Source organism: Streptomyces telluris, assembly GCF_024519335.1.
Classification (GTDB): Bacteria; Actinomycetota; Actinomycetes; order Streptomycetales; family Streptomycetaceae; genus Streptomyces; species Streptomyces telluris.
Genome location: NZ_JANIID010000003.1, coordinates 168,514 through 191,678 on the forward strand (window position 1 = coordinate 168,514; position 23,165 = coordinate 191,678).

Sequence of the window (23,165 nt, forward strand, 5' to 3'; positions counted from 1 at the left end):
GAGAGGGGCCGTATCGCGCCCAAGGGGCGCTCGTCCTCAGACGCCGGACGGGCTGGATTGCGGTGGGCTCGCCGACGAAAGCCGCCGGGCTTGCTTGACGGAGGCCGGGCTCGCCCGTGCAGGCAGGCGCGGGAGGCCCCGCCCAGCCCAAAACCAGCCCGTCCGGCGTCTGAGGACGAGCGCCCCCGGGCGCGAACCCCGGGCGCCTCAGGAGTGCCCGAGCTCCTCGTCCTCCTCGTCGTCGGCCGGCTCGGAACGCAGCGGCAGGGGGTCGACGAGCGTCTCGTCGATCACCGGCGGCGCCGGCCGCGGCGGCTTCGGCATGACCGCGGCCTCGGAGTGCCCGCCGCAGCCGTACGACAGGGACACCAGGTGCCCGTCCGCCGGGCCGAACTCGTTGGCGCAGACGCCGAACGCCTGTCCGAGGGAGCCTCCGATCGGCACCAGGAAGCCGCAGCTGACGCACGAGGCCGGGGCGGCCTGCGCCATCGGGGTCTTCGCGCCGTGGGTCTCGTCCCAGCGGTCGGCGGCGGTGTGCAGCCCGTAGCGGGACAGGACGCGGGCGCGCCGCATCCCGAGCTCCTCGGCGACGGCCGCGATCGTGCCGCGCGCCGGGACGGCCGGCTGGGCGGCGGGGGAGCCGGGGACGACGTCGGCGTCCTCGGCCTCGGCGAGGCGGTCCATCTCCTCGGAGACGGCGGAGTTCGGCGGCGGGACGTCCTCGCCGCTCCAGCCGGGCACGAGCCGCAGGTCCTCGGCGTCGGTGGGCAGGAGGTCGCCCGGGCCCATGTCGCCGGGGCGCAGGCGCTCGCTCCAGGGGACCCACTCGGGGGCCATGAGGGCGTCGGGGCCGGGCAGCAGGACCGTCTCGTCGAGGGTGACGTTCTTGGCGCGGGAGGCGCGGGCGACGGTGACGGCCCAGCGCCAGCCGCGGTAGGCCGGGTCCAGGCAGAGGAAGGAGTGGGTGACGACGCGGTCCCCGTCGGCGACGGCCTGGACATGCTCGCCGACCGTGCCGGGCAGCGCGGCCTCCTCGGCCGCAGCACGGGCCAGGTCGACCGCCTCGGCGCACAGGCGGTCCGGGGTACGGCTTCGCATCGCAGCACTCACAAGAATCGATTCTCTCTTCCACGCCGTCTCACGAGTGCGCCAACCGATCGGCCGGGTCGGCGGACGGAGCGGACCTCAGGACCGCGTCGACGTCCGCGCCCGAACGGCCTCGGGCACACCTAGTCACTCCCATTCTGCGGGATCGAGACTCGGAGCGCGGCCAAGAACGACCGCCGGTGGCGCGCTACGCACGCTACCCCGCTCGGCGCCACCGGGGATAGCCGGGCCGCGGCGAGCCCCGCGTCCGCCCGCCCGTGAAGGGGCCGCGCCGGGCCCCGTGGGGCCCGCGGCGGCGGCGAAAGTGCCCTGCCCGGTGCGAGTTGGGGCAGTATGGCGTGGTGGGAGCCATCCGGTCGGTCGAGGGCGGGCCGCTGCGCCGTACGGCCCGGGGCGCCGGCCGCGTGCTGCGCGCCCCGTTCGCGGCTGCCGCGCGGGGCGTGCGCAGAGCGACACACGCGCACGGCGCGGGCGAGTCGGGCCTGGGCAAGCTGATCGAGCTGCACGCCGTGAATTCGGCGGGCGACATGCTGATCACCGTCGCACTGGCGTCCACGGTGTTCTTCTCGGTCCCCACGGACCAGGCGCGCGGCCGCGTGGCCCTCTACCTGGCGATCACGATGGCGCCGTTCACCCTCCTGGCCCCGGTGATCGGGCCGCTGCTCGACCGGCTCCCGCACGGCCGCCGGGCGGCCATGGCGGGCGCGATGCTGACGCGGGCGCTGCTCGCCCTGACGATGTCGGGGGCGGTGGCGAGCGGCGGCCTGGAGCTGTATCCGGCGGCGCTCGGCGTCCTGGTGGCGTCGAAGGCGTACGGGGTGGTGCGTTCGGCGGTCGTGCCGCGGCTGCTGCCACCGCGGATCTCGCTGGTGAAGGCCAATTCCCGGGTGACCCTCGGTGGGCTGCTGGCCACGGGAGTGGCGGCCCCGCTGGGCGCGGGGCTGCATCGGCTGGGACCGGAATATCCGCTCTACGGGGCCTTCGTCGTGTTCGTCCTCGGTACGGCGCTGTCCTTCTCGCTCCCGCACAAGGTCGACTCGGCGAAGGGCGAGGCGCGGGCGCGCCTGGTCTCCGGGGAGCACCTCCCGCACCGCCCCCGGCGGATGCGCAGGGCGAAGAGCGGCAAAAACGGCAGGAAGGGATGGATCGGCAGAAACAACAGGAACGGCAGCAGGAACGGGAACAGGAACGGCAGCAAGAGGAGCAAGCCTCCCCGGCCGCCCGGCCTCCGTACCGTCGGAAGCTCCGTCCTGCACGCCCTGCAGGCCAACAGCGCCATGCGCATGCTCTCGGGCTTCCTCACCTTCTTCCTCGCCTTCCTGCTGCGCGTCCACCCCCTCGGCGACCTGAGCCCGGCCTTCTCGCTCGGCGTCGTCGCCGTCGCCGCGGGCGCCGGGAACGCCCTGGGCACGGCCATAGGGGCGCTGCTGCGCTCGCGCGGCCCGGAGAAGACGATCGCGCTGGTGCTGACGGTGTCGCTGGGCACGACCGTGGCCGCGGCCGTGCTCTTCGGGGCCTTCTTCGTGGTGGTCGTGGCGGCCGTCGCCGGCATCTCCCAGGCGCTGGGGAAGCAGTCGCTGGACTCCCTCATCCAGCGCGACGTGCCGGAGGAGGTGCGCACCTCGGCGTTCGCCCGTTCCGAGACGCTGCTGCAGATGTGCTGGGTGGTCGGAGGGGCCGTCGGCATCGTCCTGCCGCTGAACGGCACCCTGGGCATGGCGGTCGCCGCCGGGGTCCTCGCGCTGGGCGCCGCGACAGCCGTACGGGGTCTGCTGGCCGCGGCACGGCGTGGCTCACCGCACCCCCGCGTGGCCTGACCTGGGCGGCCCGATAGCCTGCCCGCATGACCGCTGCGATTTTCCGGGGCAAGCGCCGCCGCGCCGCTGCCGCTGTCGGCGCCGTGGCCTTCGGGCTCGTCGCCCTTTCCGCCTGCGACAAGCCGACGCCGCTGGCGACGGTGACCGTCGGCTCGACCACCGTGACGACCGAGGCCGCCTGCTTCGAGAAGGGCAAGGAGCTCGACCGCGGCGCCCTCGACAAGTGCATGGCCGACAAGTCCATCAAGTCCGTCAAGGTCCAGCCGGGCGACAAGGTCCGCGTGGGCGTCGAGCCGGACATGGCCGAGCAGGGCTGGATCGTGGTGGGCAACGGCCAGCAGCAGACCAACCAGCTGAAGCAGACCTACACCTCCCTCGACGGCGAGCAGCTCTTCGTCAACCGGATGGCGCAGCGCCTGGAGAAGTCCGTGGTGCTGTCGGTCATCACCAAGGACGGCGTGTGGAACGTCAAGCTCGAACTGGACAAGAGCTGACGGACCGGCGGTCCCGCTGATGCGCGTCCTCGTCGTCACCGCCGTGGACGCCGAGCGCGACGCGATCGTGCGCGGCGCCTCGGCGACCGTTCCCGCAGGCACGGGCGATCCGGCCGGTCCGGTCGAGTTCGCCGTGCCGGGCTTCGTGCTGCGCCGGCCCGCCCCGGCCCCGGAGCCGCTCGTGATCGACGCGCTGGCCGCCGGTGTGGGACCGGCCGCCGCGGCGGCCGGAGCGGCCACGGCCCTCACGGCCGCGGCGCTCTCCGGCAGCCCCTACGGCCTGGTGGTCTCCGCGGGCATCGGCGGCGGCTTCACGACCCCCGGGCGCAGCGCGGCCGTGGGGTCCGTCGTCGTCTCCGACGCGATCGTGGCGGCGGACCTGGGCGCCGAGACATCCGCCGGCTTCGTCCCCGTGACGGACCTCGGCTTCGGCACGGTGGAGCACCGGCCGCCCGCGGCGCTGGTGCGCGCCGTGGCCGAGGCGGCCGGGGCGCAGCGCGGCGACGTGCTGACGGTCTCGACCGTGACCGGCACCGCCGAGCGGGCCGCGGCCCTGGTGGCCGCGCGGCCCTCCGCGCTCGCCGAGGCCATGGAGGGCTTCGGCGTGGCCGAGGCGGCGGCCGCGCACGGCGTGCCCGCCCTGGAGATCCGTGCCGTCTCCAACCCCGTCGGTCCGCGCGACCGTGCCGCGTGGCGCATCGGCGACGCCCTGGAGGCCCTCTCCGGCGCCTCCGCCGCCCTGCGGGAAGCGCTGCGGGCGGCTCCACCCGAGTCGTGGAGCGCCTCCGAGTCGTGGAGCACCTCCGAGACCTGAAGCACCTCCGAGACCTGGAGCACCTCATGAGCGAGCCCCTGAAGATCGCCTACTCGCCCTGCCCGAACGACACGTTCGTCTTCGACGCCTGGGCGCACGGCCGGGTCCCCGGTGCCCCCGCCCTGGACGTCACGTTCGCCGACATCGACGTCACCAACGGGATGGCCGAGCGCGGCGAGTTCGACGTCCTGAAGGTCTCCTACGCGGTCCTGCCGTGGGTGCTGGACGAGTACGCCCTGCTGCCGGCCGGCGGCGCCCTGGGCCGCGGCTGCGGGCCGCTCGTGCTCACGCGGGAGGCGGGCAGCCCCGCGTCCCTGGCGGGGAAGACGGTGGCGGTGCCGAGCGAGCGCTCGACCGCGTACCTGCTCTTCCGGCTGTGGGCCGCCGCGGAGGTGCCGGGCGGCGTCGGCGAGGTCGTCGTCCTGCCGTTCCACGAGATCATGCCGGCCGTCCGGGACGGCAAGGTGGACGCGGGCCTGGTCATCCACGAGGCGCGCTTCACGTACGGGAACTACGGCCTGCACTGCCTGGCCGACATGGGCGAGCACTGGGAGAACACCACCGGCCTGCCCATCCCGCTGGGGGCGATCATCGCCAAGCGCTCGCTGGGCGCGGAGCGGCTGCGCGAACTGGCGGAGGCCGCACGGACGTCCGTGCGGATGGCGTGGGACGACCCGGAGGCGTCGCGGCCGTACGTGCTGGAGCACGCGCAGGAGATGGATCCCAAGGTCGCCGACCAGCACATCGGGCTCTACGTCAACGAATTCACGGCCGGGCTCGGGGAGAACGGCTATGCGGCGGTCCGCGGGCTGCTCACCCGGGCCGCGGCCGAGGGGCTCGTACCGCCCCTCGGCCCGGACGCGCTCGCCTTCGTCTGAGCGCGCCCCTTCGGTTTCTGCGGATTCGTCAGGTGCTGCGGGCCGGTCAGACGTCCAGCTGGTCGGCGACCGCGCGCAGCATGCCGGCGATCTTGCCGCCGTGGGCCTTGTCGGGGTAACGGCCGCGCTCGAGCTGCTGGGTGACGTTCTCCAGGAGGGTGGTGAGGTCCTGGACGATCGACGCCAGCTCGTCGGGCTTGCGGCGCTGGGCGGCCGCGACCGAGGGCGTGGGATCGAGCAGCGTCACCGACAGCGCCTGGTCGCCCCGCTGGCCGGCCACGACACCGAATTCCACCCGCTGTCCGGGCTTGAGGGAATCGACCCCGTCCGGGAGCACCGAGGAGTGCACGAAGACGTCTCCGCCGTCGTCGCGGGAGAGAAAGCCGAAGCCCTTCTCGCTGTTGAACCACTTGACCTTGCCGGTAGGCACGTCTGTCCTCGTCCTCGTATCTCGTCGGAAATGGGGAATTGAAGGGGAGACCGCCGGAAACCGTCGGTCATCGACGGCAATCGGCAGAAAAACAGCTCTTGATAGCACTACAGCGGGTCGCAAGACCCGCTACCCCCCAAGGCTAATGGTCCCGGGCCCGGTGACAAGATGTCCCCGGCCCCACCCCACGCCCAGGCATCTACCCTGGTGGAGTGAGTAGCGAAACGCCCCGGGCCGGGGATCTGCTGGTACGCATCGGCGCCATCGTCTTCCTCGTCGGCGCGGTGGCCACCCTGGCGACGGTCGCCCCGCTGTTCCTGGGCGCCGACCCGCTGCCTCCCGCAGCGTACTTCGTCTGCATGCTGATGGGGGTGGGATTCCTCATCGCGGGCGCCGGGGTGCTGCGGTCGATCGCCGAGCAGCGGCGTCAGGCGCGGGCCTCCTCCGCCGCGGGCCCCGCCGCGGCCAGGTAGCCGCGCAGCCACCCGGGGAAGTCCGCGAGCCCGGGCAGGACGACGTCCGCGCCGGCCGCCCGCAGCTCCTCCGCCCCGCAGGGCCCGGTCGTCACGGCCACCGACAGCGCGCCGGCCGCCCGCGCGCCGCGGACGTCCCCGACGTGGTCGCCGACGTAGACGTCCGCGCCGTGCTCGCGCAGCGCCCCCGCCTTGGCCTCCGCCCACAGCGAGCCGACGAGGACGTCCGGCTCGATGCCCAGGTGGTCGAGGTGGAGACGGGCGTTGCGGGCGTTCTTGGCGGTGACGACGACGGCCCGGCCGCCCAGTTCGCGCACCGCGGCCACGGCCTCGCGGGCGCCCGGCAGCGCGGGCGAGGGCGTGATGCCGTGCTCCGGGTACGCGGCCACGTAGAGGGCGGCGGCCTCGGCGACGCGCTCCTCGGGGAACCAGTGGGCCAGCTCCTGCTCCAGCGGCGGCCCGATCCGGCTGACGACGAGGTCGATGTCGATGGCCGTGCCGGTGGCGGCGACCAGCGAGGCGTACGCGGCCCGGATGCCCGGTCGGGAGTCGACCAGGGTGAGGTCCAGATCGAAGCCGACCGTGAAGCGGGGCGTGCGCGCGGCGGAACTCATGGGCCCCATTGTGCAGGGTGGCCCCAAGCCTCCCGGGAGCGGCCGCCCCCGGCCTCCCGGCCCGGCCCCCTACGTACACTTAGCCTGCCCTAACCGCCCCGTTCCGGCCTTCCGGCCGCCCGAACCACCCGTGGAAGCGATGTCAGCCGCCGTCCCGATCAGCAGTCCCGGATCCTCTCTGGTCCGGCGCCGCATCGGCTGGACGGCGGCCGCGGCCGCCGTCCTGCTGGTCGCGGTGCTCCTCAGCCTGGCGGTGGGCGCCCGCCCGGTCGCCCCCGACCGCGTCCTCGACGCCCTGCTGCACGGCGGCGACGGCAGGGACGCCGTCGTCGTCCGCGAGATGCGGCTGCCGCGGACCCTCGTCGGCCTGATGGTCGGCGCCGCCCTGGCCCTCGCGGGCACGGCCCTGCAGGGCATCACCCGCAACCCCATCGCCGACCCCGGCGTCCTCGGCATCAGCCACGGCGCGGCCGTCGGCGTCGTCCTGGCGATCATGCTCGCCGGGGTGGAGACCCTCACGGGCTACGTGTGGTGGGCGTTCGCGGGCGCGGGCGTCGCCTCCGTCGCCGTCTACGCCATCGCCTCGCGCGGCCGCGGCGGCGCCTCGCCGGTCAAGCTCGCCCTGGCCGGCGCCGCGATCAACGCCCTGCTCGTCTCCGTGACCACGGCCGTGCTCACCACGCAGGCGTCCGTCCTGGACAAGTTCCGCTTCTGGCAGGTCGGCTCGCTCTCCGCGAGCGACGCGGAGCTGGCGGGCCGGATCTGGCCGTTCCTGCTGGCCGGGGCGGTCCTGGTGCTGTCCGTGGCCCGCGGCCTGGACGCGCTGGCCCTCGGCGAGGACGTCGCGAAGGGCCTCGGGCAGAACGTCGCCGCCGTCCGGATCACCGGCGGGCTGGGCGCCACCGTGCTGACCGGCGCCGGCGTGGCCGCCGCCGGGCCCATCGCCTTCGTCGGCCTGGCCGTGCCGCACATCGCCCGCGCGCTCGTCGGCGGCGACCACCGCTGGCTGCTGCCCCTGTCCGCCCTCCTCGGCCCGGCCGTCCTGCTGTCCGCCGACACCGCGGGCCGCGTGTTCTTCCCGCCGGGCGAGGTCCCGGCAGGCGTCATGACCGCCCTGATCGGCGTCCCCTTCCTCATCGCCCTCGTCCGCCGGAAGCGGGTGGCCGCCGCATGAGCACCACCGTCAACGGCAGCGTCAACGGCGGCGCCACCGCCGACGGCCGCGGCGCCCGCCCGGCCGGCTACGCCCTCGTCCGGGCCGGCCGCGGCTCCTTCCTCGTCCACCGGCGGGCCACCGCCGTCGCCGCCGGCCTGATCGTCCTGCTGGCCGCCGCGTGCCTGGCGTACCTGTGCACCGGAAAGTCCTTCACGGCGCCCGGCGAGGTGCTGAAGGTCCTCCTCGGCGAACCCTCGCGCGACGAACTCGTCGTCGGCACGCTGCGGCTGCCGCGGATGACGGTGGGCATCCTGGTGGGCCTCGCCTTCGGCGTCTCCGGCGCGCTCATCCAGACCGTCGCCCGCAACCCGCTCGCCAGCCCCGACATCATCGGCGTCACCCAGGGCGCGAGCGCCCTGACCGTCGGCGCCATGACGTTCGGCGTCACCTCGTACGCCGCCCTGCCCTACGTGTCCGTCGCCGGCGGCCTCCTCGCCGCCGTCCTCGTCTACGCCTTCGCCTGGCGCGGCGGCCTGCACGCCACCCGCTTCGTCCTCATCGGCATCGGCTTCGCCGTCGCCCTGCGCTCCGTCACCCACCTGTTCATGACCAAGGGCGACTACCTCGTCGCCCAGCGGGCGCAGGTGTGGATGACGGGCTCGCTCAACGGCCCCGGCTGGGACGAGGCCGCGCCCCTGGCCCTCGCGCTCCTCGTGCTCGCGCCCTTCGTGTGCTGGGCCGCCCGGGCGCAGCGCACCGTCTCCATGGACGACGACACGGCGACCGCGCTGGGCGTGCGGCTGAACCGGGTGCGCTGCGGGCTCGCCCTCCTCGGCGTCGTCCTCGCGTCGATCGCCACGGGCGCGGCCGGGCCCGTCGACTTCGTGGCGCTGCTCGCCCCGCAGCTGGCCCGCCGCATGACGCGCACCGCGCAGATCCCGCTGCTCTCCTCGGCGCTGACGGGCGCGGTCATCGTGGTCGTCGCGGACCTGCTCGGCCGCAAGGTCCTGGAGCCGACGCAGCTGCCCGTGGGCGTGCTGACCGCAGCCGTCGGCGCCCCCTACCTGATCTGGCTCATCGTCAAGGGCCACAGCACCCGCCGCACCGGAGGAACAGCGTGACGAAGAGCGTGAAGGACGGTTCGGTGAGCGGCCCGGAGAGCAGCGTGCAGGACGGACCGGCGGGCAGCGTGCAGGGCGGCCCGGCAGGCAGCGTGCAGGGCGGACCGGCGGCTGCGGGCAGCCGCCTCGCCGCCCGCGACCTGACCCTCGCCTACGAGGACCGCACCGTCGTCGACGGCCTCGACCTGTCCGTCCCCGACGGCGAGGTCACCATCGTCATCGGCCCCAACGCGTGCGGGAAGTCCACGCTGCTGCGCGCGCTCGGCCGGCTGCTGAAGCCCGTCCGCGGCACGGTGCTGCTCGACGGCGAGGAGCTCGCCCGGATACCCACCCGCACGATCGCCAAGTCGCTCGGCCTGCTGCCGCAGACGCCCGTCGCGCCCGAGGCCATCACCGTCGCGGACCTCGTCGCCCGCGGCCGCCAGCCGCACCAGCGCTGGTGGCAGCAGTGGTCGGAGGCGGACGAGCGGGCCGTCGCGGACGCCATGGCCCGCACGGACACGACCGCCCTCGCCGAGCGGGCCGTGGACGAGCTCTCGGGCGGCCAGCGGCAGCGCGTGTGGATCGCGATGGCGCTCGCCCAGGAGACCGACCTGCTGCTCCTGGACGAGCCCACGACGTACCTCGACATCGCCCACCAGGTCGAGGTCCTCGACCTCGTACGGCGCCTGAACCGCGAGCGCGGCCGCACGGTCGTCGCCGTGCTGCACGACCTCAACCAGGCGGCGCGCTACGCCGACCACCTGGTGGCGATGAAGGCGGGCCGGATCGTCGCGCAGGGCCGCCCGGCGGAGGTCGTCACGGCGGATCTGGTGCGGGAGGTCTTCGGACTGGAGTCGGTGGTGGTTCCGGACCCCGTGACGGGCAGTCCTCTGGTGGTGCCGGGGCGGCCGTGGGAGGCCGGACCGGCGGCCGGCGCGCAGGCCGGCAGCAGCACGGCCGTCTGAGCTCCCCGTCCTTCCGCGGGGGCTCCACCCCACGAAAGGCAGGCCGGGACATGAACCGGAACTCCCGACGCGGTCCCCGACGCCGTCCCCGACGCTCTCTTCCGGCCGCCGCTCTGGTGGTGGCCGCCGTCGCGCTCGGGCCCTCCCTGTCCGCCTGCACCTCCGGCTCCGGGGACGGCCCGGGCGGCGGCACGCACCTGGTGCGCACGGCCATGGGCGAGGTGAAGGTCAAGAAGCACCCGCAGCGCGTGGTCGTCCTGGACACCGCCGAGCTCGACTCCGCCGTCACCCTCGGCATACGGCCGGTCGGCGCCACCCGCGCCGACACCGCCAACGGCTTCCCCGAGCACCTGCCGGCGGAGAGCGTCCGCGGCACCGCGGACGTCGGCAGGATCGGCGCCCCGGACCTGGAGGCCGTCGCCGCCCTGAAGCCGGACCTCATCCTCACCAACAAGGACCGCGACGCACAGCGCTACGACCAGCTGTCGAAGATCGCCCCCACGGTGATGACGGCCGCGACGGGCTACCCCTGGAAGGACAACTTCCGCACCCACGCCGAGGCGCTCGGCAAGACGTCCGAGGCGCGCAAGGCCGTCGCGGCGTACGAGACCCACGCCCGCGAGGTCACCGGGGCGCTCGGCGGCACGGAGCGGGCCGCGGCGCTGAAGGTGAACGTCGTCCGGTTCGTGGAGGGCGCCGCCATCCGCATCTACGGCCGGAAGAACTTCATCGGCACCGTGCTGCAGGACGCGGGCGTGGGCCGGCCCGACGTCGTGGACCGGGCCAAGGACGGCTTCTCGTACGACGTGGGACCCGAACAGATCGACCGGGCCGACGCGGACGCCCTCTTCACCTCGGTCTACGGGAACCCCGACCGCGCCCGGGTGCCGCGCACGACCGGCAGCGCGCTGTGGAAGGGCATGAAGGCCGTACGGGAGGGACGGACGTTCAAGGTCGACGACCGGCTGTGGATCCAGGGCATCGGCTACACGGCGGCGCACCGGATCCTGGACGAACTACGGGCACACCTGGCGGACTGACGTGGAGCGTGCTGTGTCGGCCCCTATGTCGGCTGGCCCCTGTGTCAGCCCGGCCGCCGCGAACGCCACACCACGAACATCGCGGAGCCGACGGCCGCGGCCCGCAGCACCCACGGCCACGTGTCCGACATCGCCGCGCCCAGGCCGCCCTCCGGCACCGGGTCGCCCCAGCGGCCCTCCGTGCGCCCCCACAGCCAGACGATCCCGGCCGCCACGACCAGCCCGGGCACGCCCATCACCGCCCACTTGGACTCGCTGTGCGAGAGCTTGCGGGTCAGATAGGCCAGGCCCCAGCCGACCGCCAGGACGATCCAGTTGCCGAGCACGGCGCCCACGAGCAGGATCAGGGCGACGAGCAGCAGCAGCGGGGGGACGGGGGCGCCGTCGGCGCGCCGGAACAGGGTCGCGCGCTGTGCGCCGTCCTCCTCCGCGTACTCGTCCACGCCTTCCGGGCCTTCCGTGCCGTGCTCGCCCTGCCGGCCGCCCGGCCCGGGGGAGCCGTCCGAGGGCTCCCGGTCGCCGGGGAGCGGGGGTGGCTTCAGTATGTCGGGGATCTCGATGCCGCCGGTGAACCCGTGGACCGTGCCGCGCGCCGCGCCGTGGGCGCCCTCCCCGCCCGTGTACGGGGAGGCGTCGGTGCGCCACCAGTCCGGCATCTCATCGGCACCGGCGCCCGCCGGGGTCGCGGGGCTCTCCGGCGCGGCGTACGAGGGCGGCCCGGCGGGGACGGCCGCGCGGGCGGGTTCGCCTTCGCGGCGCGGCGACGGGACCCTGCCTGCAGAGCCGGAACCGGAACCGGAACCGGAGTTCGAGCCCGCGGCCCCGGCGTCGTCGACCGCCTCGTCCGGGCTGCCGAGGCCGGTGAGGATGCGCTGCACGGCGGAGGGCGTGTCGGCGCCCTCGCTGGCCCTGCGGCGCTCGATCTCCGTCCGCAGCCGGGAGACCAGGCGCATCCGGTCGGCGGAGGTGAGGTCCGCCCGCCGCTGGGCGATGTCGCCGACCCGGCTCAGATAGTCGTACACAAGCTGATCGCTCTCGATCCCCACCGAATCCCCTAAGGCCGCCCAAGACCACCAGCCGCTTTTCCCCCGAAGGTACCGGTTCTCCGGGAGGACGACAGGGGGAACGGAAGGGGCGGCCGGAGCGCACGGGGGCGTCGGCGCCCGGTGCGTCAGCGCACGGCCACCACGTCGAGCGCGATCCGCAGCCGGCGGCCCGTCATCCCTTTGGCGTGGGTGACGCCGAAGGCGTAGCGGTCGACGACGGCCGTGGCCTGCAGGCTCAAGCGCGAACCGTCCGCCACGACCTGACCTACGGTCAGCACCACCGGCCGGGCGACACCGCGCACCGTCAACTCGCCGTGCACCGTCACCCCGGCATCCGCCCTGCGCACGTCACCGCCGTGGAACCGGATCTCGGGGTGGAGCGCCGAGTCGAGATAGTCGGCCGAGCGGACATGCCGGTCGCGCTGGGCGTGCCCGCTGGAGAAGCTGTCGACGGGGATCACGGCCTCCACGGTGGAGGCGGATTCGGGCTCCTCGACGGCGATGCGCCCGTGCGCGACGGAGAGGGTCCCCTTGATGGGAAACAGCCCGAACAACGCCCGCATCCGGAACCGGATCTCCGACGCCTCGGGGTCGATGCGATAGACGCCCGGTAAGGGCCCGTTCTGTCGGTCTGCGCCCTGGATGCCCATGGAGCGGTCCCCTCCCGCCGGTGCCGGTGCAACGGTCCCTAGCCGGTACGGTATCGGGCTTCTTGTCCGCTCGAACGGTAAACCGAGGACCCGTCGGGCCCCTACGGCAAGGTGATCTCGTAGCGGAGGCGCTGACGGTGGGCGGGCATGACCATGACGTCCGCCTGAAGGGGCTCGCCGGCGCCGTCGAGGGTGAGCCGGGTGAGCTGGATGACGGGTTCGTCGGGCGCGGTGCCGAGCGCCTGCCGCTCGCTGTCGTCGGGCATCCGCGCGACGACGTCCTCACGGACGGTCGCCCCCGCGTACCCCAGTCGCGCCAGCAGGGTGACGGCCCCGCCGGGAATCTTCGCGGTCCCGGCGAGCGCGGTGCCGCGGGCGATGCGGACGGGGTAGTAGGTGTCCGTGAGCTCGCTCGGCCGGTCGTCCAGGATCATCAGCCGCCGCCGCACGACGACGGCCTCACCGGGGCGGACGCCGAGCAGCCCGGCGACGGCGTCAGGGGCGGGCACTTCACCGGCATGGACGATCGTCTGCCGCCCGCGACGCCCCTGCGCGGCGGTTTCCGCACTCCAGGCGTCGGGACTCCCGTCCGGCCGGGCGGTGAGGTAGGGCAGAGAACTGCTGACCCAGCGGGCGTCACCCTGCATGTGCATCTCCTGTCCGGATGTACGGCTATCCGGCTACTCGGCGGTGAACTCGTACTGCAGCTCGTACAGATGGCCGGCCTTGGCCATGACCGCGACCTCGACCGGCTGATCGTTGTCGGTGCGGAGTACCCGGAACGTCCGGAGAACAGGCAGGCCGCTCGGCAGCTGCAGGGCGCTGTACTCCTCTTGGGTGGGCACGCGGGCCGCAACCTTGTCCACGCTCAGGCGCGGTGGAAATCCCAGCCCGGCCAGAAGCGTCGGAGTGCCGCCCTTGATCCTGCGGCGCTCCATGAGGGCCGTTCCGCGGGCGACGCCCAAGGGGTAGTAACACTTGACCAGTTCGACCGGCTCGTCATCGATGAGCAGGAGCTGACGGCGGAGCAGCGCTACCTCGCCTTCGGCGAGGTTCAGCGCGGCGGCGACGTCCGCCGGGGGAACGGTCTCCGCGACCTCAAGCAATTTGGTGCTCGCCTGCCCACCCTGCTTCGACGCCTCGGTGAGCCAGCGGTACGGAGCGCCGGTGGCTGCCGGGGCCATGTAGGCGGCGGGGTACATGGTCCGCTGCCGACGGGGACGCACGGTGACGGCAGCGCCCGGGCGTCCGATGACCAGGCGCTCTTCCTTGAGCAGTTGCAGCGCCTTCTGCACCGTGGCGCTGGAGGCGTCGAACCTCGCCTTGAGCTGTGTGGTGCTCGGCAGGTTGTCGCCGGGTGTCAGGTCACCGCTCATGATCTCGTCGCGCAGGTCCGCGGCGATCCGCTCGTGCAGTGAGCGACGGTCTGCCGCGCCCGCCTCGCTGTGGCCCACGTGTCCTCCGCCTGTCGACCCTTCCGTCCTTACTGCCCCCCACCGTATGCGACTTGGCGGGGATTGTGACCGCCTCGCAACCTTGCTGCTATTCGCGAATAGCGATACTGTCACGCCTCGGGAGGTGCGTAGCGATGACGTACAGGATCGGTGCGTTCGTGGTGGACACGCGGGAGGGGCGGGTCGCGCAGGTGATCGGGGGTGCAGGGAGTCGTGTGACCCTGCGCCGTCCTGGCGGTGGGCTCGAGTGGGAGGCGCCGTCCGCCTCTCTTCGGCTTGCCACCCGGGGTGACCGGGAGGCTGCCGGGTTGTTGTCGGCCGGGTCTCGGCCGATGTACGGGTGCGGTGAGTGTGCGCAGCTGGCGGCCGCCTACAAGGAGGCCGCGGCCGGGGGCGATCCCCTTGCGACGGGGGACGCGCTGGTGCTCCAGCGCCGTCACTGGCGGACCGTGCACATGGGGGGTGTGTGATGGTGCGGGTGACCTGTACGCACCGCGGCGGATGGTCGGCCCGCACGCGGGGCGAGGCCCGCTGCCGCGATTGCGGAACCGTCCGCTTCACCGAGTACGCCGCCCTCAGGCCGCCGGGCCTCCCGCAAGCGACCACGGCATCCGTGGGCCCCGACGGCCTGCGCGTTCGTTCTGCCCGGGGTGGCATGCGGCGAAGGGCGGGGGTTCCCGCGCGCATGCCTTTCGTGCCGGGCGGCGTATGACGACCGCGCAAGCCGTCGGGGCGGTGTGGTCAGAGCGACTGGACGCTCGCTCTGACCGGCCTCAGGGGGCCTTTGGCCGTGCTCAGTTGACACTGAGCCAGATGTGCGGTGCGGACTCTTCCGCGGCCGGTTCGGCCTGTTGTGGCGCGGTGCCGACGGTCAGGAGCGTCGGCACCGCGGGTGGTGTGCCTGCCGAGACTCCCACTGCGCAGACGTATCCTCCGGGGAGCCGGCACGCGGTGAACCCGCCGTCGGTGTAGGGCGTTTCCGCCGTGAAGGGAGCGTGGGCACCCTCCCGGCGGAAGGCGACGCGCTTCATGCCGGCACGCATGCCCTCGCCCGTCAGTTTCGTCGCGGCTTCCTTCAAGGCCCACAGCGCCGCCCTGTGTTCCGCGGCGGCTCCTGCCGGGGGCAGAGAGGTGATCTCGGCGGGAGTGAGGAAGGCGCTGTCCGGCAGCGCGGAGACGCGCGAGATCTCCTCCACGTCCACACCCACGCACGCGCCGAGCGCCGCGGCCGCCACCGCGTAGCGACCGCTGTGCGCCATGCTCAGGGACAGGCGCGGGTGCGTCGTCACGTACGGGCGCCCCTGGTGGTGACGTCCGAGCCGGAGTCCGGTCCACGGGATGCCGAGGAGGCGGCCCGCGGCCTGGAGGGCCAGCCGGCGGGCCAGCACCGAGCGCGTCCGGTCGGTGGATCGGTGCAGGCGCGCCACCCGCTCCCGGTCGTGCGCGGAAAGGCGGCGGAGTGTCGCCCGGGCCGCCGCCTCGGCCCCCGGCTCCTGCAGGTCGCAGGCGAGGAAGAGGCTCTCCGGCGGCCGACCCGGCCCGGTCGTCGCGCTCATGACAGCCCCAGTTGTGCCAGGCGCCGGGCCACCGCGTCGTAGGGAATGAAGCGTCTGTCGTCCTCCCCTTCCCGCTCCGGCTCCGCGCTTTCGAGAGCGTCCGTGATGCCGGAGGCGAAGATGTTCAGCACCGCGACCAAAGGGTGCTCTTCGTCCAGGAGAGAGGGAGGGAGCGTGGGGCCGGGCCGGGCCGGCCGGCGGGCGGAGCCCCCCGTCGGGCCGTGGCCCGCATGCGCGCTCCCGGACGAAAGATGGTGCGTTCTTAGACGAAGGTGTGGCGCTCATAGACGGAAGAGGGACGCCCGGCCACCCGGCGCCTCCCTAGCGTCGAGGCATGACGACCGACACCACGGCCGAGGCCACCAGCAGCCCGGCCCCGGCCCCGCGCCTCGGCGGCGTGCGGTCCGCCGAGCGGGCCCTCGCACCCGATTTCGCACGCGGGATGATGCTGCTGTTCATCGTGCTGTCCAACACCGCGTTCCACCTGTGGCGGTCCGCGTACGGGCCCTCGGGCTGGCAGCCCGTGACCGGGGGAGGGCTGGACCACGCGGTCCAGTTCGCGATGATCACGGCGCTCGACCTGCGGGTCTATCCGCTCTTCGCCTTCCTCTTCGGCTACGGCATGATGCAGCTCTTCCTGCGCCTGACCGCCGGCGGGGCCGGCGAACGCGACGCGGTCAGGATCCTGCGCAGGCGCAGCCTGCTCCTGATAGTCATCGGGCTCGCCCACTCCACCCTCCTCATGGCGGGCGACATCGTCGGCTACTACGGGCTGCTGAGCCTCGCCCTCGCCCCGCTCTTCCTCCGGCGCAGCGAGCGCGCCCTGAAGTGGTGGATCGCGATCGCCGCCGCCCAGCTGGTGCTCGTGTCCGCGCAGCCGGTCATATCGGCACTGCTCCGGGGAGAGCTGGGGTCACTGGGGGACGCGAGTGCGGAACCGGGGGCCGCGGCCTACGGGGCGGGCGAGGAGAGCTGGTTCGCAGCCGCCGGGACCCGGCTGACCACGGGCCTCTTCGTCACCTTCACCGCTCCGCCCTTCTCCCTGATCGGCGGAGGCTACGTCCTCTTCCTGCTCGGCTTTTGGGCCGCGCGCCGCCGCATCCTGGAGGAGCCGGGCCGCCACCTGCCGCTGCTGCGCCGCACGGCGGTCCTCGGCATCGCGGTCGGCTGGCTCGGCGCGCTGCCCGCGGCCCTCGCACACGTCGGGGCGCTCCGGGTGCCGGACGACGCGCAGAGCGAGTCCGGGGCGCTGACGGTGCTCCGGGAGATCACCGGGTACGGGGCCGGGCTCGGCTACGTCGCGGTGGTGGCGTTGTTCGTCCACTGGTGGAGCGGGCGGGCGGCACGGGGCAAGGCGAAGGCCGCAGTGGCCGTCACGGCCGTGGCCGCCGTGGGCAAGCGGTCCCTGTCCTGCTATCTCGCCCACTCGCTGCTCTTCGCCCCGCTGCTCGCGGCCTGGGGGCTGGGCATGGGCGCCCGCCTCACCAGCGCCACGATGGCCCTGTTCGCGGTGGGAGTGTGGCTGGTGACGGTGGCCGGGGCGTACGCGCTGGAACGCCGGGGCCGGCGGGGGCCGGTGGAGGTGGTGCTGCGACGGCTGATGTACCGGTAGCGGGCCGCTCGGTCCGCACGGTCCGCTCGATCCGCACGGTCCGCACGGCTTGCCGGATCCGCCGGATTCGCTGGGTCTGTTGGCGGAACCTAGCGCAAGGCGTTCCCCAGCAAGTCCGCACCGAGGCGGCCGACGAGCTCGATGTCGAGCTCGTGGAAGACGTACCGCCCTTGCCGGCGGGTGCGGGTGAGACCGGCCTTCTTCAGGACGCCGAGGTGCCGGGACACCTCCGGGGCCGTGAGGCCGTTGGCGTCCGCCAGTTCCGTGGTCGAGTGGGGTCCCCGGGCCAGGGTCCGGCACAGGCGGAGCCGGAGGGGGTGGGCGACGGCATCCAGGCGCTGCCGGACCACCGCCAGCGAAAGCGCCGGCGGCAGTTCGGGCACGGCGACGGGGTACTGGAGGACCGGCCGGTCGCCGTGGGCGTCCCGGACGACGAGGTGCGGCCATCCGAAGGCCGTGGGCAGGAGGACCAGCCCGGCGGAGGGGGCCCGCACCCGGCCGTCCTGCAGTTTGTCGATCACCAGGAGGTGGCGTTCGGTGTCCAGAGTGATGGCGGAGGAGGCCGCGGCGACGGCGTGCGCCAGGCCGCGGCGCTTGAGCAGTTCGTTCTTGTGGCGGGCGTCGGCGGCCAGCCGGGGGCGGACCTGCTGCCAGACCTCGCCGAAGAAGTGCTGCTCGCAGTCCTCCAGGAGCCGGCGGAGCCAGGCGCGTACCTTCTGCGGGTCCTCCAGCAGCCGGTCGGCGAACGCGGCCTGGCGCGGCCCGCGCGCCGCGGCGAGCTCCCGGGCCCGCCGGCGGTCCTCGGCGCGGCGCAGCGGGGACGGGCTGGAGTGGGCGAAGGAGGTGGCGCAGGAGATCTCCACCGCGGCGACGACGAAGGCGTCGTCGTCCAGCCGGTCCCATGCGTCAAGCTCCTCTGTGAGGCCGGCCGCTTCGAGGCCGCTCGCTCCAGGGCCGGGCGCCGCGACAAGGCCGGGGGCCGCGAGAGGGCCGGGGGTCGCGAGAGGGCCGGGGGTCGCGACAGGGCCGGGCGCCGTGCCGCCGGGCAGGAACAGGTCCGAACGCGTGGAGCGCCAGAGGATGTCCGCCTCGTGGAGCCTGTCGGCGAGGTCCGGAGGGAGCTGCGCCCTGGTCCGGGCGGCCCAGTCGAGGAGGCCGGGATGGTGGGACGGCTCGGCCAGGACGTGCAGCGCCGCTCCCAGCTCGGCGAGCGGCGACACCGCGAAGGACACACGGTCCAGCGGTACGCCCGAGACATCGATCACCACGCTCACCGCTTCAGTGTGCCGTTCCCGCCGGGAGAGCAGTGCGGGCGGGGAACGCGAAGCCCCCGGTGGCCGAGGTCACCGGGGGCCGAGCGAGGGCGGAAGGCCGCGGGGGCGTTACTTCACGCCCAGCATCTGCTCGATCGGGTCGAGGAAGAAGTACACGAGGAAGCAGAGCCCGACGACGTTGAGCAGCCACGGGATCTGGCGGCCCCGCCGGTCGGCGATCCGCAGCAGGATGAAGGCGAGCACGCCGATCCCGATGCCGTTGGTGATCGAGTACGTGAACGGCATCGCGATGATCGTCAGGAACGCCGGCACCGCGATGGTGAAGTCGCTCCAGTCGATCTCCTTGACGTTGGCCGCCATGATCAGGAAGCCGACGACGAGCAGCGCGGGCGTGGCGGCCTGCGAGGGGACGACCGTGGCGAGCGGGGTGAAGACCAGGGTGAGGAGGAAGAGGCCGCCGGTCATCAGGTTGGCGAGGCCGGTGCGGGCGCCTTCGCCGACGCCCGCCGTGGACTCCACGAAGCAGGTGTTGGCCGAGGCCGAGCCCAGGCCGCCGGCGGCGACGGCGACGCCGTCGACCATCAGGATCCTGCCCATGTTGGGCAGCTGGCCGTTCTCGTCGGTGAGCCCGGCCTCCTCGCCGACGCCGATGATCGTGCCCATCGCGTCGAAGAAGCCCGAGAGCAGCACGGTGAAGACGAACAGGCAGCCGGTCAGCAGCCCGACCTCCTGGAAACCGCCGAAGAGGCTGATGTCACCGATGAGGCCGAAGTCGGGGGCGCCCACGATCTTGTCCGGCACCTCGGGGACGGACAGGCCCCAGCTCGCGCCGGGTATCCCGGCGATCGAGTTGATCACGATGGCGACGAGCGTCATCGCGACGATGCCGATGAGGATCGCGCCGCGCGTCTTCCGTACGACGAGGATGAAGGTCAGGGCGAGGCCGACGACGAAGACCAGCACGGGCCAGCCCTGCAGCTGGCCGCCCTGGCCGAGGCCCAGCGGCACGGTGGTGTGGGCGGCGTCCGGGTTGCGGGTGACGAAGCCGGAGTCGACCAGGCCGATCAGCGAGATGAACAGGCCGATGCCGATCGCGATGGCGCGCCGCAGCCCGCCCGGGATGGCGTCCATGACGCGCTGCCGCAGACCGGAGACGACGAGCACCATCAGCACCAGGCCCGCCAGGACGACCATGCCCATCGCGTCCGGCCAGCTCATCTTGGGTGCGAGCTGGAGCGAGACGACGGCGTTGATGCCGAGGCCGGCGGCGCAGGCGATCGGCACGTTGCCGATGACGCCCATGAGGACGGTGCTGAGCCCGGCCATCAGGGCGGTGGCCGTGACCAGCTGGGCGTTGTCCAGCTGGTGACCGAACTTGTCCTGACCGGCCCCGAGGATGATCGGGTTCAGGACGACGATGTAGGCCATCGCAAAGAAGGTGGCCAGGCCGCCGCGGAGCTCCCGGGAGACGGAGGAGCCGCGCTCGGTGATCCGGAAGTACCGGTCGAGGGCGCCCTTGGGCGGGGACGGCGGCGTGGACGGCTGCTGGGCGTCGACCGGGGAAGTGGCCGAGGTGGGCATACGGGACCTCAGTCGGATGGGCCTGCGCGGGGGACGTAGGCGGCGGGGGGACACGCGAATGGATCATGAACTGTATGATCAGACGAAACCAGCCAGTCATTTTCCGTTCGATTCAGTATGAATAAACAAGCCCGCGATTGCTATCTCCGCGCGTAGACCCTTATGCGCCAAGGGGTCCGCGTCCGGGCGCGGACCCCTTGACGGCTGTACCGCACTCCCGCCGGGGCTCGCGCGGGACTCCACCGGGACTCCCACCGGGGCTCGCGCGGGCCCTCGGCCCCCACGGACTACGCTTGCGCCCATGACGAAGTGGACACCCAGGCACGAAGCGCCGGAGCCCCTGGAGGGCAACGTCGTCGCCACCATCACCGGCGGCACCGTCATCTGGTTCGTCCTCTTCCTCGTCCAGATCCCCTTCTACGGCTGGTTCCGGGACCACGGGCACCTGTGGTGGGTGTGGACGTGCCTGGCCGGCGGCGGGCTCGGCCTGATCGGCGTCTGGTACGTCCGCAAGCGGGACGCGGCGATCCGCCGCGCCGCCGATCGCGGCGAAGCGGCGGGGAGCACGGCCCGCTAGGCCCGGAGCCCGTCCGAAGAGGCTCGCCTTTTCGTCGGTTACGAGCCGTCGGGACGTACGCCATCCCGCCGTTCGGAAGGCACGGCGCCCAGCGCCCCCTTACCGTCGGACTCATGAGCGATCCGGCGCAGACCGCGACCGAGGAACACCTGCCGGCGCCGCACCCGGGCCTGAGCGGGCCCGAGGTCGCCGAGCGGGTGGCCCGGGGCGAGGTCAACGACGTACCCGTCCGCTCCTCGCGCTCCACCACGGAGATCGTCCGGGCCAACGTCTTCACCCGGTTCAACGCCATCATCGGCGTCCTCTTCCTGATCATCCTGGTCGTGGGCCCGATCCAGGACGGCCTCTTCGGCTTCGTGATCGTCGCCAACACCGCGATCGGCATCGTCCAGGAGCTGCGGGCCAAGAAGACCCTCGACTCGCTCGCCGTCATCGGCGAGGCGAAGCCGACCGTGCGCCGCGACGGCGCGCCTTGCGCGATCCCGACCGGGGAGATCGTCCTCGACGACGTGATCGAGCTCGGGCCGGGCGACAAGTGCGTCGTGGACGGCCGGGTCCTGGAGGCGGACGGGCTGGAGATCGACGAGTCGCTGCTGACCGGCGAGGCCGACCCGGTGCTGAAGCGGGCCGGGGACCCCGTCATGTCCGGGTCCTTCGTCGTGGCGGGCGGCGGCGCCTTCACCGCCACCAAGGTCGGGCGCGAGGCGTACGCGGCCCAGCTCGCCGAGGAGGCGTCCCGCTTCACGCTCGTCCACTCCGAGCTGCGCACCGGCATCAGCCGGATCCTCAAGTACGTGACGTGGATGATGATCCCGACGGCCGTCGGCCTGATCGTCAGCCAGTGGATCGTCCAGGACCACGACTGGCGGGAAGCGGTCCGGCGGATGGTCGCGGGGATCGTGCCCATGGTGCCCGAGGGGCTGGTGCTGCTCACCTCCGTGGCCTTCGCGATCGGTGTGATCCGGCTGGGGCGCAAGCAGTGCCTGGTGCAGGAGCTGCCCGCGATCGAGGGCCTGGCCCGCGTCGACGTCGTCTGCCTGGACAAGACGGGCACGCTCACCGAGGGCGGCATGGACGTCAGCGAGCTGCGCCTGCTGGACGGCGCGGTGGGTGACAGGACGGACGGGGCGAGCGAGGCCCACGTGCGCCAGGTGCTCGGCGCCCTCGGCGAGGCCGACCCCCGGCCCAACGCCAGCCTCCAGGCGATCATCGACGCCTATCCGGCGCCGGCGCGCTGGCGCTGCACCGAGTCGCTGCCCTTCTCCTCCGCCCGGAAGTACAGCGGCGCCGCGCTGAGCACCCCCGACGGCGAGAGCGGCACGTGGCTGCTCGGCGCGCCCGACGTGCTGCTGGCCCCGGAGGCCCCGGCGCTCGCCCAGGTCGAGGAGCTCAACGCCCGCGGGCTGCGGGTGCTGCTGCTCGCCCGCGCCGCGCGCGAGCTGGACGACCCGCGCGTCACCGACGGCGTCCGGCCCACGGGCCTGGTCGTCCTGGAACAGCGGCTGCGCCCGGACGCGGGCGACACCCTGCGCTACTTCGCCGAGCAGAACGTCTCCGCCAAGGTCATCTCGGGCGACAACGCGGTCTCGGTCGGCGCCGTGGCCGCCAAGCTGGGCCTGACCGGCGCCGAGGGGCCGGTCGACGCGCGGCGGCTGCCCGCCGGCCGGGAGGAGATGGGCGCCGCCCTGGACGAGGGCGCGGTCTTCGGGCGCGTCACCCCGCAGCAGAAGCGGGACATGGTCGGCGCGCTGCAGGCCCGGGGGCACACCGTCGCCATGACGGGCGACGGCGTCAACGACGTCCTCGCGCTGAAGGACGCGGACATCGGCGTCTCGATGGGTTCGGGCTCCGAGGCGACCCGGGCCGTCGCCCAGATCGTGCTGCTGAACAACAGCTTCGCCACGCTGCCGTCGGTGGTGGCGGAGGGACGCCGCGTCATCGGCAACATCACGCGCGTGGCGACGCTGTTCCTGACGAAGACCGTCTACTCGGTGCTGCTGGCGATCCTCGTGGTCTGCTGGCAGGTGCCGTATCCGTTCCTGCCGCGCCACCTGACGCTGCTCTCCACGCTCACCATCGGCGTGCCCGCCTTCTTCCTGGCCCTCGCGCCGAACAAGGAGCGCGCCAAGCCGCACTTCGTGCGCCGGGTGATGCGGTACGCCATCCCGGCCGGGATCATCGCGGCGGCCGCGACCTTCGCCGCGTACCTGCTGGCGCGGCACCACTACGCGGGCCCCGGCGCCCTCGACGCGGAGACCAGCGCGGCGACGCTGACGCTCTTCCTGATCTCCCTGTGGGTGCTCGCGATCATCGCGCGCCCGTACACGTGGTGGCGGATCGGCCTCGTCCTGGCCATGGGCGCGGGCTTCCTCGTCGTGCTCGTCACGCCCTGGCTGCAGCACTTCTTCGCCCTGAAGCTCGTGGGCACGACCATGCCCTGGGCGGCCGTCGCCATCGCGGCGACGGCCGCCGGGGCGCTGGAGTCGGCGTGGCGCTGGGTGGACCGGCGCTTCCCCGCGTGAGC

General features: G+C 73.5%; 24 protein-coding genes. 13 read left to right on the forward strand and 11 right to left on the reverse strand.

Features of this window, described 5'->3' with window-relative positions:
* Positions 1–207: 207 nt before the first annotated feature.
* Positions 208–1,098: a DUF3027 domain-containing protein gene (locus tag NQU55_RS05055; protein WP_168090667.1), complete on the reverse strand. Its 891-nt coding sequence runs from the start codon at positions 1,096–1,098 to the stop codon at positions 208–210.
* 350 nt (positions 1,099–1,448) lie between these two features.
* Between NQU55_RS05055 and NQU55_RS05060 the strand changes: the two genes are divergently transcribed.
* Genes NQU55_RS05060 through NQU55_RS05075 form a run of 4 tightly spaced genes read left to right on the forward strand, consistent with a single transcriptional unit; the run spans position 1,449 to position 5,110 of the window.
* The gene (locus NQU55_RS05060) at positions 1,449–2,924 is read left to right on the forward strand and encodes an MFS transporter (protein ID WP_168090668.1); all 1,476 of its coding nucleotides are present in this window, start codon (positions 1,449–1,451) and stop codon (positions 2,922–2,924) included.
* Between the two features lie 26 nt (positions 2,925–2,950).
* On the forward strand, positions 2,951–3,418 hold the full coding sequence (locus NQU55_RS05065) for a DUF2771 domain-containing protein (RefSeq protein WP_168090669.1): 468 nt from the start codon (positions 2,951–2,953) through the stop codon (positions 3,416–3,418).
* Positions 3,419–3,437: 19 nt separating this feature from the next.
* Positions 3,438–4,232, forward strand: coding sequence for a futalosine hydrolase (locus tag NQU55_RS05070; protein ID WP_168090670.1), 795 nt, complete (start codon positions 3,438–3,440; stop codon positions 4,230–4,232).
* Between the two features lie 26 nt (positions 4,233–4,258).
* Positions 4,259–5,110, forward strand: a complete 852-nt coding sequence (locus NQU55_RS05075) for a 1,4-dihydroxy-6-naphtoate synthase (protein WP_168090671.1) — start codon at positions 4,259–4,261, stop codon at positions 5,108–5,110.
* 46 nt (positions 5,111–5,156) lie between these two features.
* Here the strand turns inward: NQU55_RS05075 and NQU55_RS36400 are convergent, their stop codons facing one another.
* The gene (locus NQU55_RS36400) at positions 5,157–5,540 is read right to left on the reverse strand and encodes a cold-shock protein (RefSeq protein WP_168090672.1); all 384 of its coding nucleotides are present in this window, start codon (positions 5,538–5,540) and stop codon (positions 5,157–5,159) included.
* A 212-nt stretch (positions 5,541–5,752) separates the two neighbouring features.
* On the opposite strand from NQU55_RS36400, the gene NQU55_RS05085 reads away from it, so the two are divergent.
* Positions 5,753–6,013, forward strand: coding sequence for a hypothetical protein (locus NQU55_RS05085; protein ID WP_168090673.1), 261 nt, complete (start codon positions 5,753–5,755; stop codon positions 6,011–6,013).
* Here NQU55_RS05085 and NQU55_RS05090 read toward each other — a convergent pair.
* On the reverse strand, positions 5,968–6,627 hold the full coding sequence (locus NQU55_RS05090; RefSeq protein ID WP_240976060.1) for an HAD family hydrolase: 660 nt from the start codon (positions 6,625–6,627) through the stop codon (positions 5,968–5,970). The two genes, NQU55_RS05085 and NQU55_RS05090, sit on opposite strands and share 46 nt — an antisense overlap.
* A 139-nt stretch (positions 6,628–6,766) precedes the next feature.
* Between NQU55_RS05090 and NQU55_RS05095 the strand changes: the two genes are divergently transcribed.
* From NQU55_RS05095 to NQU55_RS05110, 4 genes are all read left to right on the forward strand, one after another.
* On the forward strand, positions 6,767–7,801 hold the full coding sequence (locus NQU55_RS05095; protein ID WP_168090675.1) for a FecCD family ABC transporter permease: 1,035 nt from the start codon (positions 6,767–6,769) through the stop codon (positions 7,799–7,801).
* The gene (locus NQU55_RS05100; protein ID WP_168090676.1) at positions 7,798–8,904 is read left to right on the forward strand and encodes a FecCD family ABC transporter permease; all 1,107 of its coding nucleotides are present in this window, start codon (positions 7,798–7,800) and stop codon (positions 8,902–8,904) included. Before NQU55_RS05095 ends, NQU55_RS05100 begins: the two co-directional genes overlap by 4 nt.
* 92 nt (positions 8,905–8,996) lie before the next feature.
* A complete protein-coding gene (locus tag NQU55_RS05105) occupies positions 8,997–9,851 on the forward strand; it encodes an ABC transporter ATP-binding protein (protein WP_168090708.1) in 855 nt (284 codons plus the stop codon).
* Between the two features lie 50 nt (positions 9,852–9,901).
* Positions 9,902–10,891 (forward strand): ABC transporter substrate-binding protein, encoded by a 990-nt coding sequence (locus tag NQU55_RS05110; protein ID WP_168090677.1) that lies wholly within the window; start codon positions 9,902–9,904, stop codon positions 10,889–10,891.
* Positions 10,892–10,935: 44 nt separating this feature from the next.
* Here NQU55_RS05110 and NQU55_RS05115 read toward each other — a convergent pair whose 3' ends face one another.
* The 4 genes from NQU55_RS05115 to NQU55_RS05130 form a co-directional block, all read right to left on the reverse strand.
* Positions 10,936–11,937 carry a hypothetical protein gene (locus NQU55_RS05115; protein WP_168090678.1) on the reverse strand — a complete coding sequence of 334 codons (1,002 nt, stop codon included), beginning with the start codon at positions 11,935–11,937 and terminating at the stop codon, positions 10,936–10,938.
* A gap of 125 nt (positions 11,938–12,062) precedes the next feature.
* Complete coding sequence (locus tag NQU55_RS05120; RefSeq protein WP_168090679.1) at positions 12,063–12,587, reverse strand: YceI family protein; 525 nt, start codon at positions 12,585–12,587, stop codon at positions 12,063–12,065.
* Between the two features lie 101 nt (positions 12,588–12,688).
* The gene (locus NQU55_RS05125) at positions 12,689–13,234 is read right to left on the reverse strand and encodes a GntR family transcriptional regulator (protein WP_372504628.1); all 546 of its coding nucleotides are present in this window, start codon (positions 13,232–13,234) and stop codon (positions 12,689–12,691) included.
* Between the two features lie 33 nt (positions 13,235–13,267).
* Entirely contained in the window at positions 13,268–14,041 is a 774-nt protein-coding gene (locus tag NQU55_RS05130) for a GntR family transcriptional regulator (protein ID WP_168090681.1), read from the reverse strand.
* A 469-nt stretch (positions 14,042–14,510) separates the two neighbouring features.
* Here NQU55_RS05130 and NQU55_RS37050 point away from each other — a divergent pair, with 469 nt between their 5' ends.
* Positions 14,511–14,753 (forward strand): DUF6255 family natural product biosynthesis protein, encoded by a 243-nt coding sequence (locus NQU55_RS37050; RefSeq protein ID WP_372504629.1) that lies wholly within the window; start codon positions 14,511–14,513, stop codon positions 14,751–14,753.
* Between the two features lie 82 nt (positions 14,754–14,835).
* Here NQU55_RS37050 and NQU55_RS05135 read toward each other — a convergent pair whose 3' ends face one another.
* Both NQU55_RS05135 and NQU55_RS05140 read right to left on the reverse strand, forming a co-directional pair.
* Positions 14,836–15,597 (reverse strand): 4'-phosphopantetheinyl transferase family protein, encoded by a 762-nt coding sequence (locus NQU55_RS05135; protein WP_168090682.1) that lies wholly within the window; start codon positions 15,595–15,597, stop codon positions 14,836–14,838.
* Entirely contained in the window at positions 15,594–15,737 is a 144-nt protein-coding gene (locus NQU55_RS05140; RefSeq protein ID WP_168090683.1) for a hypothetical protein, read from the reverse strand. Before NQU55_RS05140 ends, NQU55_RS05135 begins: the two co-directional genes overlap by 4 nt.
* 194 nt (positions 15,738–15,931) lie before the next feature.
* Between NQU55_RS05140 and NQU55_RS05145 the strand changes: the two genes are divergently transcribed.
* A complete protein-coding gene (locus tag NQU55_RS05145; RefSeq protein ID WP_168090684.1) occupies positions 15,932–17,209 on the forward strand; it encodes a DUF418 domain-containing protein in 1,278 nt (425 codons plus the stop codon).
* A gap of 89 nt (positions 17,210–17,298) precedes the next feature.
* Here NQU55_RS05145 and NQU55_RS05150 read toward each other — a convergent pair whose 3' ends face one another.
* Both NQU55_RS05150 and NQU55_RS05155 read right to left on the reverse strand, forming a co-directional pair.
* Positions 17,299–18,483 (reverse strand): DUF5937 family protein, encoded by a 1,185-nt coding sequence (locus tag NQU55_RS05150; RefSeq protein ID WP_168090685.1) that lies wholly within the window; start codon positions 18,481–18,483, stop codon positions 17,299–17,301.
* 108 nt (positions 18,484–18,591) lie between these two features.
* Positions 18,592–20,064 carry an NCS2 family permease gene (locus NQU55_RS05155; protein ID WP_168090686.1) on the reverse strand — a complete coding sequence of 491 codons (1,473 nt, stop codon included), beginning with the start codon at positions 20,062–20,064 and terminating at the stop codon, positions 18,592–18,594.
* A 301-nt stretch (positions 20,065–20,365) separates the two neighbouring features.
* On the opposite strand from NQU55_RS05155, the gene NQU55_RS05160 reads away from it, so the two are divergent.
* Both NQU55_RS05160 and NQU55_RS05165 read left to right on the forward strand, forming a co-directional pair.
* Complete coding sequence (locus tag NQU55_RS05160) at positions 20,366–20,641, forward strand: DUF2530 domain-containing protein (RefSeq protein WP_168090687.1); 276 nt, start codon at positions 20,366–20,368, stop codon at positions 20,639–20,641.
* Between the two features lie 113 nt (positions 20,642–20,754).
* Positions 20,755–23,163 (forward strand): HAD-IC family P-type ATPase, encoded by a 2,409-nt coding sequence (locus NQU55_RS05165; protein WP_168090688.1) that lies wholly within the window; start codon positions 20,755–20,757, stop codon positions 23,161–23,163.
* Positions 23,164–23,165 lie beyond the last annotated feature (2 nt).

Excerpts from the sequence above, each read along its gene's own strand:
- NQU55_RS05055 (WP_168090667.1), bottom strand. The coding sequence starts at position 1,098 with ATGCGAAGCCGTACCCCGGACCGCCTGTGCGCCGAGGCGGTCGACCTG.
- NQU55_RS05065 (WP_168090669.1), top strand. The coding sequence starts at position 2,951 with ATGACCGCTGCGATTTTCCGGGGCAAGCGCCGCCGCGCCGCTGCCGCT.
- NQU55_RS05070 (WP_168090670.1), top strand. The coding sequence starts at position 3,438 with ATGCGCGTCCTCGTCGTCACCGCCGTGGACGCCGAGCGCGACGCGATC.
- NQU55_RS05075 (WP_168090671.1), top strand. The coding sequence starts at position 4,259 with ATGAGCGAGCCCCTGAAGATCGCCTACTCGCCCTGCCCGAACGACACG.
- NQU55_RS05090 (WP_240976060.1), bottom strand. The coding sequence starts at position 6,627 with ATGAGTTCCGCCGCGCGCACGCCCCGCTTCACGGTCGGCTTCGATCTG.
- NQU55_RS05095 (WP_168090675.1), top strand. The coding sequence starts at position 6,767 with ATGTCAGCCGCCGTCCCGATCAGCAGTCCCGGATCCTCTCTGGTCCGG.
- NQU55_RS05100 (WP_168090676.1), top strand. The coding sequence starts at position 7,798 with ATGAGCACCACCGTCAACGGCAGCGTCAACGGCGGCGCCACCGCCGAC.
- NQU55_RS05110 (WP_168090677.1), top strand. The coding sequence starts at position 9,902 with ATGAACCGGAACTCCCGACGCGGTCCCCGACGCCGTCCCCGACGCTCT.
- NQU55_RS05120 (WP_168090679.1), bottom strand. The coding sequence starts at position 12,587 with ATGGGCATCCAGGGCGCAGACCGACAGAACGGGCCCTTACCGGGCGTC.
- NQU55_RS05125 (WP_372504628.1), bottom strand. The coding sequence starts at position 13,234 with ATGCAGGGTGACGCCCGCTGGGTCAGCAGTTCTCTGCCCTACCTCACC.
- NQU55_RS37050 (WP_372504629.1), top strand. The coding sequence starts at position 14,511 with ATGGTGCGGGTGACCTGTACGCACCGCGGCGGATGGTCGGCCCGCACG.
- NQU55_RS05135 (WP_168090682.1), bottom strand. The coding sequence starts at position 15,597 with ATGAGCGCGACGACCGGGCCGGGTCGGCCGCCGGAGAGCCTCTTCCTC.
- NQU55_RS05145 (WP_168090684.1), top strand. The coding sequence starts at position 15,932 with ATGACGACCGACACCACGGCCGAGGCCACCAGCAGCCCGGCCCCGGCC.
- NQU55_RS05155 (WP_168090686.1), bottom strand. The coding sequence starts at position 20,064 with ATGCCCACCTCGGCCACTTCCCCGGTCGACGCCCAGCAGCCGTCCACG.
- NQU55_RS05160 (WP_168090687.1), top strand. The coding sequence starts at position 20,366 with ATGACGAAGTGGACACCCAGGCACGAAGCGCCGGAGCCCCTGGAGGGC.
- NQU55_RS05165 (WP_168090688.1), top strand. The coding sequence starts at position 20,755 with ATGAGCGATCCGGCGCAGACCGCGACCGAGGAACACCTGCCGGCGCCG.